Consider the following 13,192-nt stretch of genomic DNA (forward strand, 5'->3'; position numbering starts at 1 on the left):
CTGTCGCCACATAGGCGTTATCATGCACCCCCTTTTTTACCAACCAGGCCCACTGAAATGACCGATTGGTCCCTCGACCAAGCCCGCAAGACCTACTCGATTCCGCATTGGGCGGATGGTTACTTCGACGTGGATCAGGCAGGACACATGGTGGTGAGACCGACTGGCCAGGACGGCCCGGTGGTGTCCTTGCCCAAGATCGTGGACGCCGCCCGCGAGGCCGGCGCCAAGCTGCCGCTGCTGGTGCGCTTCCCGGACATCCTGGGCCAGCGCCTGGGCAAGCTGCAGGCCGCCTTCGCGCAGGCGCAGGCCGACTGGGACTACCCGGGCGGCTACACCGCCGTGTACCCGATCAAGGTCAACCAGCACCGCGGCGTGGCCGGCACGCTCGCCAGTCACCACGGCGAGGGCTTCGGCCTGGAAGCGGGCAGCAAGCCCGAGCTGATGGCCGTGCTGGCGCTGTCGCGCCCGGGCGGCCTGATCGTCTGCAACGGCTACAAGGACCGCGAGTACATCCGCCTGGCCCTGATCGGCCGCAAGCTGGGCCTGCAGACCTTCATCGTGATCGAGAAGCCCTCCGAGCTGAAGCTGGTGCTGGAGGAATCCAAGGCGCTGGACGTCAAGCCGGGCCTGGGCGTGCGCATGCGCCTGGCCTCGCTGGGCGCGGGCAAGTGGCAGAACAGCGGCGGCGACAAGGCCAAGTTCGGTCTCTCGCCGCGCCAGCTGCTGGACCTGTGGAAGTCGTTGCGCGATACCGAGTACGCGGACTGCCTGAGCCTGCTGCATTTCCACATGGGCTCGCAGATTTCCAACGTGCGCGACATCGCCAACGGCATGCGCGAAGCCACCCGCTACTTCGTGGAGCTCTCGCGCCTGGGCGCGAAGATCACCCACGTGGACGTCGGCGGCGGCCTGGGCGTGGATTACGAAGGCACCCGCTCGCGCAGCTTCTGCTCGATCAACTACGGCCTGAATTCCTACGCCAGCAACATCGTGCAGCCGCTGGCCAATGCCTGCGAAGAGCATGGCCTGACCCCGCCGCGGATCGTCACCGAGTGCGGCCGCGCGATGACCGCGCACCACGCGGTGCTGATCGCCAACGTCTCCGAAGTAGAAGAGGCGCAGGAAGGCCGCGTGCCGGACCAGCACGACGACGAGCCGGCGGCGATCCGCCACCTGCGCGAGATCCACGCCGAGCTCGATGAGCGCCCGGCGGTGGAGCTGTTCCAGGAAGCGCAGCATTTCCATGCCGAAGGCCTGTCCAGCTATGCGCTGGGCCAGATCGACCTGCCGCAGCGCGCCCGCATCGACGACCTGTTCTACGCCATCGCCCATGCCGTGCGTGCACGCCTGAGCTATGACGAGAAGAGCCATCGCCCGGCGCTGGACGAGTTGAACGAGCGCCTGGTCGACAAGTACTTCGTCAACTTCAGCGTGTTCGAATCGATCCCGGATGCCTGGGCGATCGACCAGGTGTTCCCGATCGTGCCGATCGAGCGCCTGAACGAGCAGCCGCAGCGCCGCGGCATCATCGCCGACATGACCTGCGATTCGGACGGCATGGTGAAAACCTACGTCGAAAACGAGAGCCTGGACACGTCGCTGCCGCTGCATGCGCTGAAGTCCGGCGAGAGCTACCGCATCGCGTTCTTCATGGTCGGTGCGTACCAGGAGATCCTGGGCGACATCCACAACCTGTTCGGCGATACCGACGCAGTGGAAGTGCTGGCCGACGCCGATGGCTACGCGATCACCCAGCAGCGCCGCGGTGACACCACCGATGTGATGCTGGACTACGTGGGCTACAGCCTGGCCGACCTGCGCGCGAGCTACGCCGCGCGCGTGGCGGCGGCGGACCTCTCGCCGGCGCGTGCGCAGGAACTGTCCGAGGCACTGGAGGCCGGCCTGACCGGCTACACCTACCTGTCCGACGAGCCGCTGGCCTGAGCCGGTGGCGACGGGTGTTGGCCTTCGGGCCTCACCCGGCCGTCCGTAGCGCCGGGCACTGCCCGGCGGTTCCTCCAAGGCACCCGGAACCCGCATGAGTGCGCGCGCGATCTTTCATCTGTTCCTGCATGCGGCCGTGCCGGCGTTGCTGGCGTGGATGTTCTGGCGCAAGCGTTTCCTGTCTGCCTGGGTGCTGATGCTGCTGGGCTGGATCATCGATCTGGACCACCTGCTGGCCGACCCCATCTACGCCCCGAACCGCTGCAGCATCGGTTTCCATCCATTGCACACGGCGCCGGCGATCGCGGTGTATGCCGGGTTGTGCATTCCGAAGAAGACGCGGCTGTTCGGCATCGGCCTGATCATCCATATCGTGCTGGATGCGATCGACTGCTGGTGGATGCACGCCGGCAGGTAACTCACGCCGGCCGGTAAATCCACGCCATGCGTGGATGACATACCGCATCAGATCCGCTGCACCTGACCGGTAGTGCCGGCCGCTGGCCGGCTCCACGCAGGGTCGGGAGCCGGCCAGCGGCCGGCACTACCCATGGCTCCACGCAGGGTCGGGAGCCGGCCAGCGGCCGGCACTACCAACGGCAAACGCAATGCCGTCTGCGACGGCGCGTTTACCCCGCCGGCAACGTCAACGTCGCGCTCAATCCCGGCGTGGCATTGGTCAGTACCAGCGTGCCGCCGTAGCTCTCGGCGATGTCCGCCACGATCGACAATCCCAGCCCGCTGCCTGCGGCACGCTCATCCAGCCGCACGCCGCGTTCCAGCACGCGCTCCAGCTGCTCTGGCGGGAGTCCCGGACCATCATCGGCCACGGTGATGCGCAGCTGCGTACCCTCCCGTGCCACGTCCACGCGCACGGCCTGCGCGGCCCACTTGCCCGCATTGTCGAGCAGGTTGCCCAGCATCTCTTCCAGATCCTCGCGCGCGCCTGCGAAAACACCCGCCGCGTCGCCGTCGCATTCGAAACGCAGCCCGCGCGCCGCATGCACGCGCTGCATCAGTCCGCACAGCGCGCTCATTACCGGTGCGACTGACGTGCGCTGCTGGCTGTCCGCGCCCAGGCCTGCGGCCAGGTAGCGATCGATGCTCGCCTGCATGCGCGCGGTCTCGCTGCGCAGGGTCTGCTGCCAGTCGCTGCCGTCGCCCTCGGCTTCAGTGGTGAGCACGGTCAGCGGCGTCTTCAGCGCGTGCGCGAGGTCTTCTGCGCTGCGGCGTGCGCGCATCATCATGCGCTGGTGATGATCGAGCAGCGCGTTGAGCTGGCCGGCCAGTGGCGCGACTTCCTTCACCAGGCCCTGCTGCGGGAAGCGCACGTTCTCGCCATTGCGGACCTGTGCGGCGATGCGGCCCAGTTCGGCCAGCGGCCGCAGGCCGTAATGCACCTGGGTCACCAGCACGCCGAACCACAGCGCGATCAGCACGGCCAGGGCAAGCGCGGTGCGCTGCCGGAAGCTGGCGACCTGGGCGTCCAGCTGGCTGCGGTCGGTGGCGACCATCACGATCACCGGCGCGGCGGCGCGGGGCAGGGTCACCTGCTGGGCCAACGCCCGCAGCGGTTGCTGCAGCGGCCCGGTGAGATCGATCACCTGCGCCGGGCCGGGGTGCAGCCCCACCGGGGCGGCGAGCGATTCGTCCCACAGCGAGCGCGACTGCCCGAGGGGCTGGCCCTGCGGGTCCAGCACCTGCCAGTAGTCGCCGGAGAACACACGCCGGTAGCGGTCGTCGGCCAGGGTCTGGCGCCACTGCAGCCGGCCGTCGGCATCGCTCTCGGCCAGTGCCAGGACCGCGATCAGATCGTTGCCCAGGCGCTCGTCCATCGCGGTACGTGCGGAGCGCTCGAACATCGCGCCCAGCCACCAGGTCGCCAGGGCCGAGACCAGCACCAGGCCCAGGCCACCGGCGACCAGCAGGCGCGTGCGCAGCGAGCCGGTGCTCATGGCGTCGCCGACAGGCGGAAGCCCTGGCCGCGGTGGGTATGGATCAGCTCGCTGCCGAGCTTGCGGCGGATGCGCCCGATCAGCACGTCGAGCGTGTTGGAATCCGGATCGAAGCCATCTTCATAGACGTTCTCGCCCAGCCGCGCGCGGCTCAGCACGGTATCGGGGTGGTGCATGAAGTAGCTGAGGATGCGGTGCTCCTGCGCGCTGAGCGCCAGCGGCGCGCCGTCCAGTTCGAAGCGGCCGGCGTTGACGTCCAGCACCAGTGGACCGCACTGCAGCCGCGGATGCGCGTGGCCGGCACTGCGGCGGATCAGGGCGCGCAGGCGCAGCAGCAGTTCTTCGGGCTGGAACGGCTTGGTCAGGTAGTCATCGGCACCGGCATCGAAGCCGGCCAGCTTGTCATGCCAGCGGGCGCGGGCGGTCAGCACCAGCACCGGGAAGTCACGCCCGGCCTGGCGCCAGCGCTCGATCACGCTCAGTCCGTCCAGGCCCGGCAGGCCGAGGTCGACCACCGCCGCAGCGATGTCCTCGATCTGGCCCTGGTATTCGGCATCCCGGCCCTCGGCGCTATGGATGACCACGTATCCGGCTTCCTCCAGCAGCGTCTGCAGGCGGCTGGCGAGCAGGGTGTCATCTTCGGCGAGCAGCACGCGCATCAGTCTTTTTCCATTTTCAGCAGGCGGCCGGTGGCGGCATCGTAATCCAGCTCCATCACCACGCCATCGGGGCCGAGGATCTCGATTTCATACTTGGCGTCATCCAGCTCCACTTCGATCAGCTTGCCGGGGTAGCGCCGCAGCGCATCGGCGACCACCTGTTCCAGCGGCACGAACCGGCCCTGACGCACCGCCTGGCGCACGCTGTCCTGCTGGCGGCTGCCACCGTCGAGCACCCGCATCGGGTCCTGCGGGGCGAGGGTCAACAGCAGGGGCAGCATCAGGGACAGGGCGGACATGCGGGCACGCAGGGCAGGGGCAGGCCACCGGTATACCGGGGATGTCTAAACAGTATCTAACAGTCGCCCTCATGGTCCGGTTAGGCGCGGTGGCCAGACTGGCGGTGCCGGAATGGACCGGCGCCCCCTCAAGGATTCCCATGAAGACGATGATTGCCGCAACCGCCCTGGCCGCCGCCCTGTTCGCCACCCCGGCCTTCGCCGCCAACCTCTCGGCCGCCCAGGTCCAGGCCAAGCTCAGCGCCGCCGGCTATACCCAGGTGCACGAGCTGGAGCACGACGATGGCGTGTGGGAAGCGGATGTGACCCGCAAGGACGGCAGCGTCGATGAAGTGCTCATCGATGACACCAAGGGCGAGATCTTCGACCCGCGCGACGGCCGCGCGCTGCTGGATGCCGGGCAGATCCTGGCGCTGGCCGGCAAGGCCGGGTTGAAGCAGATCGACTCGCTCGAGCGCGATGGCGCCACCTGGACCCTGGATGCGCGCAATGCCCGCAACCAGCGCGTGGAAGTACGCATGAGCGGTCACGACGGCCGCGTGCTGGCCAGCAAGCGCGATGGCTGGTGGGACTGATCCGGCCGCGCCACCGCGCGCTGGATGTACGAACGGCCGGGTTTCCCCGGCCGTCCGCGCACGTGCCTGAGGGCGGCAGCGCTTACCAGCGCGCCGGGTAATCCCAGTAGCCCGGGCCGCGGCCGTAGCCGCCGTAGCCATCGAACCCGTCATAGCCGTAAGGGCCGAAGAAGCCGGGGCCCTTGCCCTCGCTCACCCGGATGTTGACGTTGACGTTGCGGGTGTTGCCCTCGTCCGTGGTGTAGTTCTTGCTCAGATTGAGCTCGGCCGCGTTGTAATGGCTGTTGCCGTAATTCTCGGAATAGCCGATGCCGGTGGTGAAGCTGCCGTTGACCCGCAGCTTGTCATCGGTCACGTGGGCGATGCCGTTGGCCGCCCGGTCGGTGGAACGCCGGCCGGTCCGGTCGCCGTAGAAGGTGCCCGGCGGATCGCCACGCAGGGACTGATCGCTCAGGTACTGCAGCGGCGCATCGGGAATGCTCAGGTCCAGCCCGGTCGAGGACTGCGGGCCGGTGGCGCCTGCGGCTGACTGGGCCAGCGCCACGCCGGGCAGGGACAGGCACAGCAGCAGGGGAAGCAGGCGGATCATGAGAGGCTCCGGAGCAGACAGGCGGGACGGCCGACAGCGCTGACGCTAGCAGCCGTAGTTTGAATGATGCCTGTCATGGCGTGGGTTGCAAGGGGAACTCAGCGCAGTCGGTCGAATCCGAACAGCTCGGCGAGCGGATGCCGGCGCCGTTCGATGCGCGCGCGGAGCAGCCCGGCGCCGATCATCGAATAGGTGATGCCGTTGCCGCCGTAGGCCATCGCGAACAGCACGCGGGGGCCCCACTGCGCGTGCGGGCCAAAGAACGGCAGGCCATCGTGGGTCTCGGCGAAGGTGCCGCCCCAGGAGAAGGCCGGCTGCAGCGGCAGGTGCGGGAACAGCTTCGCGGTCTTCCTGAGCAGCTTGCCGGTCTTGCTCTCCACCCGCCGGTCGCGCCGGGCCGGGAGATCGATGGCGTCGTCTTCACCACCGATCAGCAGCCGGTGGTCGCCGGTGCTGCGCAGGTACAGATACGGCCGCGCCGATTCCCAGGCCATGGTCTCGCGCAGCGGGCCGAGCAGGTCCGGGTGGATCGGATCGGTGATGAAGGCGTAGCTGCTGCGGTTGCGGGCCACCGAGGGCTTCAACCAGCGCTGCCCGGCATAGCCGGTGGCCAGCACCACGTGGCGGGCACGGATGCGCGCGCCGCCCAAGGTGGTCGCGGTGACCCCGCGCGGGGTCGGGGTGAGCGTATCCAGCACGGTGCGGTCGTAGACGCCGCAGCCGCGCTTGTGCAGCCGCATCAGCAGCCGGTAGGTGAGCCGGTAGGGGTCGATGCGTGCGGCGAGTGCGCTGAGGATCGCGCCCGGTGCGCGGATGCCGTACGCGTCCGCGACCGCCTCGCTGTCCAGCCAGCGCACATCGAAGCCATGCCTGGCCCGCAGCGCGCATTCCTCGGCCAGTACCGCCTGGTGGCCACGCTTGCTGGCGTAGTACAGGCTGGCCATGCGGTGGCAATCCACGTCGCGGAACGGTGCGGCGACCTCGCAGATGGCCGGGATCGCCTCGGCACAGGCCTGGTAGGCCTGCACGGCGGCGTCCTCGCCATAGCGCTGGGCGAGATCGATGAGATGGGTGTCGATTTCGTACTGCAGCAGTGCAGTGCTGGCCGCGGTGCTGCCCCAGCCGATATCGCGCTGTTCGATCAGGGCGACATCGTGGCCGTGCGCGCACAGCTCGTCGGCGATCAGCGCACCGCTGATGCCGCCGCCCACCACCAGCACCTCGCAGTTCAGATCGTTTTCCAGCGGTGGAAACGCATGCATCAGGCCGTTGCGCACGGCCCAGAACGGGTACCCGCTCTTCAGGTCCATTGAAGCCTCAGGCGGTGGGGTGGCCGGTATGCGGGGTCTGGATCAGCGCGCTCAGGTCGAAGCCCTGCAGGCGCGCCTGGGCCAGGTAGTGTTCCTGCGTGGTGCGGTCGAGCGTGGGGGTGCGCGAAAGCAGCCAGAGGAACTTGCGGTCCGGGCTGCCGACCAGCGAGACGCTGTAATCCGGTGCGATCTGGATCACCCAGTAGTCGCCCTTGGTGAAGGGCAGCCAGCGCAGCCCCTTGGGCAGGAAGCTGACCTCCAGCCGGGCCGGGTCGTTGTCCACCGGGCAGGCTTCGCCGTCGGCTTCTTCGATCTCGTTGCCCATGCGGCAGCGGTTGAGCACGGCCACATGGCCGTTGTCCTTCAGGCTGTAATGCGCGGAGACATCCGTACAACCTTCCGGCTCGTGCTTCATCGGCAGGCGGGCGATCTCATACCAGGTGCCCAGGTAACGCGGCAGCTTGAGGTCGGGAACGGTTTTCAGGTCGGGATGTGTGGTCATGGGGGACGGCTGGTGGGAGTGCGATCCCACGATGCCGGGGCCGCTGCCACGGCCGGGTGAAGCCCGGGCGATTGCGGCGTCGAGACAGTCCGTTGTGGCCGTGTCATGTTCCGCTTCCGATGGCGGCGCTATGCTGGGCCGGAGCGCCGCGGGCGCTTCTTTCAACAGCGATGGAGATGCGGATGTACCAGGTGATTCTGCTCAAGAGCGAAACCGGCGTTGCCCGCCAGCAGCGGGAAACGGCCGACGATGTGATCGACCATGAGGGCGTGAGCTATACGCTGCGGGCCGGCCCACGGCAGCCGCTGCCGACCGATCACGCCTGGGACGAGATCGCGGTGTACGCGCCCGAGGAGATCACCGAGGAGGAGTTCCAGGACTGGTATGCCCGCCTGCAGCCGCAGGTCGAAGAACTCCGCCTGAAGTACTGAGGGCCGCATACCTGTTCTGAACGGGGCCCGGTTTATAGTCGCGGGCAGGCGCGGTGGTCCGCGCGAACCGTTGGTGCTGGCGTGTCGCTTCGTCATTCTTCGTTTGTGGTGCGGTCGTTGTCGTGGCTGCTGTTGTTCGCCTGGCTGGGGGCCGCGCCGATCGCGCTGGCCCAGGCCGGTGACGCGGATCCGGACCCGGCCAAGCAGCTGGCCGAGGCCGAGAAGACCTTCCGGTCCATCAATGATGACCTGGAGGATGCGGCTACCACCGAGACGCTCAAGACGCTGTCCGACCGCGCCCTGTCCGTCCAGCGCGATGCGGATGGCCTGCAGACGGCGCTGGACCCGCAGCTGAAGCAGGTCGATGCGCGCCTGTCCCAGCTCGGCGAGGTGGCCGAAGGCACCGTCGAGCCGCCGGAAGTCAGCCGGCAGCGCAAGGCGCTGAACCAGCAGAAGGCCGACATCAACGCGCAGATCGCCCGTGCCAAGCTGCTCTCGGTGGATGCCAAGCAGCTCGGCGAGCGCATCGAGAAGATGCGGGTCACCCAGTTCAGCGAACAGCTCACGCGCAAAGTCGCCTCGCCGTTGTCGCCGTCGCTGTGGCGCAGCTTCGCCAAGGATGTGCCGGACGACGTGCAGCGCTTGGCCATCCTGTACCGCATGGGTGAGGACGCCGCGCGCAAAGCCATCGCCAAGCATGGCTGGACCGCGCCGCTGATCGGGCTGGCGGTGGCCCTGATGATGTTCTTCCCGCTGCGGCTGTGGCTGCGCGCGCTGGGCCGGCGCTTCGCCGCCTCCGAGCGGGCGCCCGATGGACGTCTGCGCCGTTCCGGCCTGGCGGTGTGGCTGCTGCTGGTCGGCACGCTACTGCCCGGCCTCGCCGCGGTAGCCCTGGTCGAGTCGCTGGATGCGATCGGGGCGATCCCGCCGCGCCTGCAGTCGGTGGCCGAGACGTTCGAAGTCGCTACCTTCGTGGCTGCCTTCATCGCCGCGCTCAGCGCCTGCCTGCTGGTGCCCAAGCGGCCGTCGTGGCGCCTGCTGTCGCTCGACGACAGCGCGGCCTGGCGCCTGCGCAAATACGCCTGGGGCGCGGCTGGCCTGACCTGGCTGAGCATCATGCTGGTCGCCCTCGACCGTGCGGCGCGCACCAGCGCGGTGACCACGGTGGCCGCGGACGGGTTGATGGCGGTGACCTATATGGCGCTGATCATCGCGATCCTCGTATCGCTGGCGCGCATGCACAACCGCCAGGCTGCCGAAGCCGCCGAAGCCGAAGCGCGGGCCGATCCCCGGGCCGGTGGCGATGGCAAGGTGCGGGGCGCGCCGCGCCGCAGCGGCTGGATCGTGCTGGCGCGCCTGGCCGGCCATATCGCCGTGGCAGCGGCGGTGATCGCCACGCTGCTGGGCTACCTCAACTTCGCCCTGTTCGTCGCCCAGCAGCTGATCTGGGGCGCGGTGGTGCTGATGGCCGTCTCGCTGCTGCTCAAGTTCGCCGACGACCTGGCCACCTGGGTGCTCGCGCCCAGCAGCCGTGCCGGGCAGACCATCGTGTTGACTACCGGGCTCAGCGAGTCGCGGGTGGAGCAGGCCGGCGTACTGCTCTCGGCGGTGCTGCGCGTGGGCGTGATCGTGCTCGGCCTGCTGGCGCTGGCCGCACCGTTCGGCAACCTCAACGCGTTCCTCGGCGGGCTGGATTCGCTCACGGGGGGATTCAAGGTCGGCGAAGCGACGGTCACACCGAGCACCGTGATGTACGCCGTGCTGGTGTTCCTGGTGGTGTGGGCGGTGACGCAGGCGTTCCAGCGCTGGCTCAGCGATACCTACCTGCCCAAGACCGAACTGGACGCCGGCGCGCGCAACTCGATCAGCACGGTGACCCGCTACCTCGGCATCATCGCCGCGGTGCTGTGGGGTCTGACCGCGCTGGGGATCGGCTTCGAGAAGCTGGCGCTGGTGGTCAGCGCGCTGTCGGTGGGTATCGGTTTCGGCCTGCAGGCGATCACCCAGAACTTCGTGTCCGGCTTGATCCTGCTCGCCGAGCGGCCGGTCAAGATCGGCGACTGGGTCAAGCTGGGTGATCAGGAAGGCGACATCAAGCGGATCAGCGTGCGCTCGACCGAGATCCAGGTCGGCGACAAATCCACGTTGATCGTGCCGAACTCCGAGCTGATCACCAAGACCATCCGCAACATGACGATGGGCAACGCGCAGGGCCGGATCCAGATCCAGTTCTCGGTGCCGCTGAACACCGATGTGGCCGCGTTGCGCCAGATTCTGCTGGATGCGTACACCGAGCACCCGGGCGTGCTCGGCGATCCGGCGCCGTCCGTGTTCATCGACTCGATCGCCAACGGGCAGATCGCGATCAACAGCTTCGCCTACGTCTCCGGCCCGCGGGCGGTATACGGAGCGCGCAGCGAGCTGTACTTCACGATGCTGCAGACGTTCGCCGCTGCCGGGATCGCGCTGTCCTCGCCGACGGATATCCATCTGGTGCGTGACCCGGCAGCGAAGCCCGACCCCGACGCGTAAGCAGGCCGGTAGGTACCGACCGTTGGTCGGTATCGTCGCGATCCAGGTGTCGGTCGGTACCGCCGCGATGCAGGTAGTGCCGGCCGCTGGCCGGCAGCTGCACGATGCAGAGAGAATCGAGAGCCGGCCAGCGGCCGGCACTACCGATATCGACCGCCGACAGCCCCCCGATGTTGGCCGGGGAGGTGCCGGATCAGCCGCGGTTGCCGCGGCGCGACGGCACCAGCGCGAAGGTATCCACGGCGAGCTTCTCGGCATGGTTCAACCACGCCCGCACTTCCAGGTCATCGACCTCGTGGTCCAGGCCGAAGCTGAGGTTGATACGGCCTTCGGCGTCCGGCTGCACCCACTGCTGGGCGACCACCACCTTGCGCTGCGACGACACCGCCTCGATCCAGAAGCCACGGTCCGGCGACTGCTTGGTCACCAGCTGCACCATGTACTGGCCGGCGCGGGTGCGGCGGCCCTTCTGCGTGATCATGTGGGCCTGGCGGATGCTCGGGCGCGGGCCGTTGAACGGATCCAGCGGGCCATCCACGGCCACGCCACCGCGCAGCTGGTCATCGCGGAACAGCTTGATGCCCTTGTCCTGGTTGACCAGCATCGCGCACCAGTCGCCATCGGCCGAGCCATCCTCGAAGGCGGTGCAGCGGTCGACGTAGGCCAGCGTATTGGACGGATCGGCGAGATCGAACTGCTTGGAGGTGTTCTCCAGGTAGACCGATTTCAGGTCCCAATGCTTGTCGTACTCCAGCAGCACCGGCGGCTGTACATGCTGCAGGCCGATCACCACCTGGTTGTCGTCATCGATGCGCAGCTGGCGGGTCTTGTCGCCCAGCCACAGCGAGCGCGAGAACGCCAGGTAACGCGGGTAGTCCTTGCCGTTGTCGCGGAATACCGCGGCACTGGCACTGTCCGAACGTTCCGGGTGCAGCAGCGAGCGGCCGAAGCCGATCGAATCGATGGCCGGGTCGATCAGGCTCAGCAGGGTGGCGCCCGAGTCCAGCGTCGAGCCGGCCGGCGCGGCCAGCTGGCGAGGTGCGATGTCCTTGCCCAGGAACAGCAGCAGGTTCTCGCGGTCCTGCTTGGCCAGGATGTGGCTGAGATCGTTCGGCATGGCTAGGTGATCGGAGGCGATCACGATCAGCGTGTCCTCGCCATACGGGCTGGCCTGGATGCGGTCGACCAGCTTGGCGATCAGCCCGTCGGTGCACTTCAGCGCATTGAGCATGCCGATGTTGCCGTGCTCGCTCTTGTAGCGGGTGCCTTTGCAGGCCACCGGCAGGTGGCCGGCGGGGTGATGGGTGTCCATCGTCAGCGTGGTCAGCATGAACGGCTCGCCCTTGCGCGAGAGCTGCACGAAGCGGTCGTAGGCCTTGTCCAGCAGCACATCGTCATGCACGCCCCACGGCGAGAAATGCGCGCGGGTGACCTTCTGCTTCTTGAACCAGGCCAGGTCATCGACGGTATCGAAGCCGTGCGTGGCCAGGAACTGGCCCTTGCCGGCGAACTGGCCGTTGGCGCCGCCCAGGTAATGATTGGTGTAGCCCTGCTGCTTGAGGTAATCGCCCAGGCAGACCGCTTCGGGCAGGAAGCTGCCCATGCGGCCCATGCTGTTCTCATCTTCCTTGGCGGTGGTCAGCGGCACGCCGCACATCGAGGAGACCAGGCCGGCGATGGTCCAGCCACCGCCTTCGGCCGAGACCAGCCCGCGCACGTCCAGCGACTGCGCGGCCAGCCGGTTGATGTTGGGCATCAGGTCCGGGAACGTGTCTTCATTGAGATAGGTGCGCTCCAGGCTTTCGCCGTAGATCCACACGATGTTGCGCGGTTTGGTCAGCGGCTGCGTCGGCACGCGGTACTCGGCCTTGACCATGCTGTAGTCGACCGGGCGCATCTGCTGGTACAGGCGCTGGCCATCGCTGTAGAGCGGGCTCACCACGATGGCGACGAACCACATCGCCATGAAGCCGGCAAACACCGCCTTGCCATGCGCTGGGCGGTGCCGACGACGCAGGCGCGCCAGCAGCAAAGGGGTGAGCGAGACCAGAGCCAGTGCGATGAAGCCGGCAATGTAGTGCTTGAAGTCGGCGACGCCTGCGCCTTCCATGTCCGCGCCGAGGTGATACAGCGTGGCCGCGTTGAGTCCGTCACCGGACAACTTGTTGATCAACCACCATGCACTGAGCGTCAGCAGCAGCAATGACATCAGGCTTGCCTTCCACCACACCCATTTGTCAGATGCGAGGAACAGCAGGGTGAGCAGCAACAGCGACAGCAGCAGGATCCAGAGCATAAGCACTTTTGGCAGTGGAGACAGGTGGTGATGGACGCCATGACGACGCAATTCCCATCCGACCGGCTGTCCCAACCACATATGCATGACAGGCCGA

General features: G+C 67.7%; 12 protein-coding genes. 5 read left to right on the plus strand and 7 right to left on the minus strand.

The window, feature by feature from the left end:
* Positions 1–57 precede the first annotated feature (57 nt).
* Both speA and HH110_RS01015 read left to right on the plus strand, forming a co-directional pair.
* Positions 58–1,947: an arginine decarboxylase gene (speA, locus tag HH110_RS01010; RefSeq protein WP_176987927.1), complete on the plus strand. Its 1,890-nt coding sequence runs from the start codon at positions 58–60 to the stop codon at positions 1,945–1,947.
* A 94-nt stretch (positions 1,948–2,041) separates the two neighbouring features.
* Positions 2,042–2,365, plus strand: coding sequence for a DUF6122 family protein (locus tag HH110_RS01015; protein WP_176987928.1), 324 nt, complete (start codon positions 2,042–2,044; stop codon positions 2,363–2,365).
* A gap of 211 nt (positions 2,366–2,576) precedes the next feature.
* Here the strand turns inward: HH110_RS01015 and HH110_RS01020 are convergent, their stop codons facing one another.
* Genes HH110_RS01020 through HH110_RS01030 form a run of 3 tightly spaced genes read right to left on the minus strand, consistent with a single transcriptional unit; the run spans position 2,577 to position 4,803 of the window.
* Positions 2,577–3,902 carry an ATP-binding protein gene (locus HH110_RS01020; RefSeq protein WP_176987929.1) on the minus strand — a complete coding sequence of 442 codons (1,326 nt, stop codon included), beginning with the start codon at positions 3,900–3,902 and terminating at the stop codon, positions 2,577–2,579.
* Positions 3,899–4,561, minus strand: a complete 663-nt coding sequence (locus HH110_RS01025) for a response regulator transcription factor (RefSeq protein ID WP_176987930.1) — start codon at positions 4,559–4,561, stop codon at positions 3,899–3,901. Before HH110_RS01025 ends, HH110_RS01020 begins: the two co-directional genes overlap by 4 nt.
* Entirely contained in the window at positions 4,561–4,803 is a 243-nt protein-coding gene (locus HH110_RS01030; protein ID WP_342589208.1) for a PepSY domain-containing protein, read from the minus strand. The genes HH110_RS01025 and HH110_RS01030 overlap by 1 nt, the downstream gene beginning before the upstream one ends.
* Positions 4,804–5,000: 197 nt before the next feature.
* On the opposite strand from HH110_RS01030, the gene HH110_RS01035 reads away from it, so the two are divergent.
* Positions 5,001–5,435 (plus strand): PepSY domain-containing protein, encoded by a 435-nt coding sequence (locus HH110_RS01035; protein ID WP_176987932.1) that lies wholly within the window; start codon positions 5,001–5,003, stop codon positions 5,433–5,435.
* A gap of 82 nt (positions 5,436–5,517) precedes the next feature.
* Here HH110_RS01035 and HH110_RS01040 read toward each other — a convergent pair whose 3' ends face one another.
* From HH110_RS01040 to HH110_RS01050, 3 genes are all read right to left on the minus strand, one after another.
* Positions 5,518–6,024, minus strand: a complete 507-nt coding sequence (locus tag HH110_RS01040; RefSeq protein ID WP_176987933.1) for a hypothetical protein — start codon at positions 6,022–6,024, stop codon at positions 5,518–5,520.
* Between the two features lie 98 nt (positions 6,025–6,122).
* Entirely contained in the window at positions 6,123–7,334 is a 1,212-nt protein-coding gene (locus HH110_RS01045) for an FAD-binding oxidoreductase (protein WP_176987934.1), read from the minus strand.
* Between the two features lie 7 nt (positions 7,335–7,341).
* A complete protein-coding gene (locus HH110_RS01050) occupies positions 7,342–7,836 on the minus strand; it encodes a lipocalin family protein (RefSeq protein ID WP_176987935.1) in 495 nt (164 codons plus the stop codon).
* A gap of 182 nt (positions 7,837–8,018) precedes the next feature.
* On the opposite strand from HH110_RS01050, the gene HH110_RS01055 reads away from it, so the two are divergent.
* Positions 8,019–8,267 carry a hypothetical protein gene (locus tag HH110_RS01055; protein WP_176987936.1) on the plus strand — a complete coding sequence of 83 codons (249 nt, stop codon included), beginning with the start codon at positions 8,019–8,021 and terminating at the stop codon, positions 8,265–8,267.
* A 117-nt stretch (positions 8,268–8,384) separates the two neighbouring features.
* Positions 8,385–10,799 (plus strand): DUF3772 domain-containing protein, encoded by a 2,415-nt coding sequence (locus tag HH110_RS01060; protein ID WP_241696357.1) that lies wholly within the window; start codon positions 8,385–8,387, stop codon positions 10,797–10,799.
* 193 nt (positions 10,800–10,992) lie between these two features.
* Here HH110_RS01060 and HH110_RS01065 read toward each other — a convergent pair whose 3' ends face one another.
* Positions 10,993–13,095 carry a phosphoglycerol transferase I gene (locus HH110_RS01065; protein ID WP_176987938.1) on the minus strand — a complete coding sequence of 701 codons (2,103 nt, stop codon included), beginning with the start codon at positions 13,093–13,095 and terminating at the stop codon, positions 10,993–10,995.
* Between the last annotated feature and the right edge of the window lie 97 nt (positions 13,096–13,192).

It is taken from the genome of Stenotrophomonas sp. SAM-B (assembly GCF_013387485.1).
In the GTDB taxonomy this organism is placed as follows: domain Bacteria; phylum Pseudomonadota; class Gammaproteobacteria; order Xanthomonadales; family Xanthomonadaceae; genus Stenotrophomonas; species Stenotrophomonas maltophilia_AA.

Excerpts from the sequence above, each read along its gene's own strand:
- speA (WP_176987927.1), top strand. The coding sequence starts at position 58 with ATGACCGATTGGTCCCTCGACCAAGCCCGCAAGACCTACTCGATTCCG.
- HH110_RS01015 (WP_176987928.1), top strand. The coding sequence starts at position 2,042 with ATGAGTGCGCGCGCGATCTTTCATCTGTTCCTGCATGCGGCCGTGCCG.
- HH110_RS01020 (WP_176987929.1), bottom strand. The coding sequence starts at position 3,902 with ATGAGCACCGGCTCGCTGCGCACGCGCCTGCTGGTCGCCGGTGGCCTG.
- HH110_RS01025 (WP_176987930.1), bottom strand. The coding sequence starts at position 4,561 with ATGCGCGTGCTGCTCGCCGAAGATGACACCCTGCTCGCCAGCCGCCTG.
- HH110_RS01030 (WP_342589208.1), bottom strand. The coding sequence starts at position 4,803 with ATGCGGGTGCTCGACGGTGGCAGCCGCCAGCAGGACAGCGTGCGCCAG.
- HH110_RS01035 (WP_176987932.1), top strand. The coding sequence starts at position 5,001 with ATGAAGACGATGATTGCCGCAACCGCCCTGGCCGCCGCCCTGTTCGCC.
- HH110_RS01040 (WP_176987933.1), bottom strand. The coding sequence starts at position 6,024 with ATGATCCGCCTGCTTCCCCTGCTGCTGTGCCTGTCCCTGCCCGGCGTG.
- HH110_RS01045 (WP_176987934.1), bottom strand. The coding sequence starts at position 7,334 with ATGGACCTGAAGAGCGGGTACCCGTTCTGGGCCGTGCGCAACGGCCTG.
- HH110_RS01050 (WP_176987935.1), bottom strand. The coding sequence starts at position 7,836 with ATGACCACACATCCCGACCTGAAAACCGTTCCCGACCTCAAGCTGCCG.
- HH110_RS01055 (WP_176987936.1), top strand. The coding sequence starts at position 8,019 with ATGTACCAGGTGATTCTGCTCAAGAGCGAAACCGGCGTTGCCCGCCAG.
- HH110_RS01065 (WP_176987938.1), bottom strand. The coding sequence starts at position 13,095 with ATGCTCTGGATCCTGCTGCTGTCGCTGTTGCTGCTCACCCTGCTGTTC.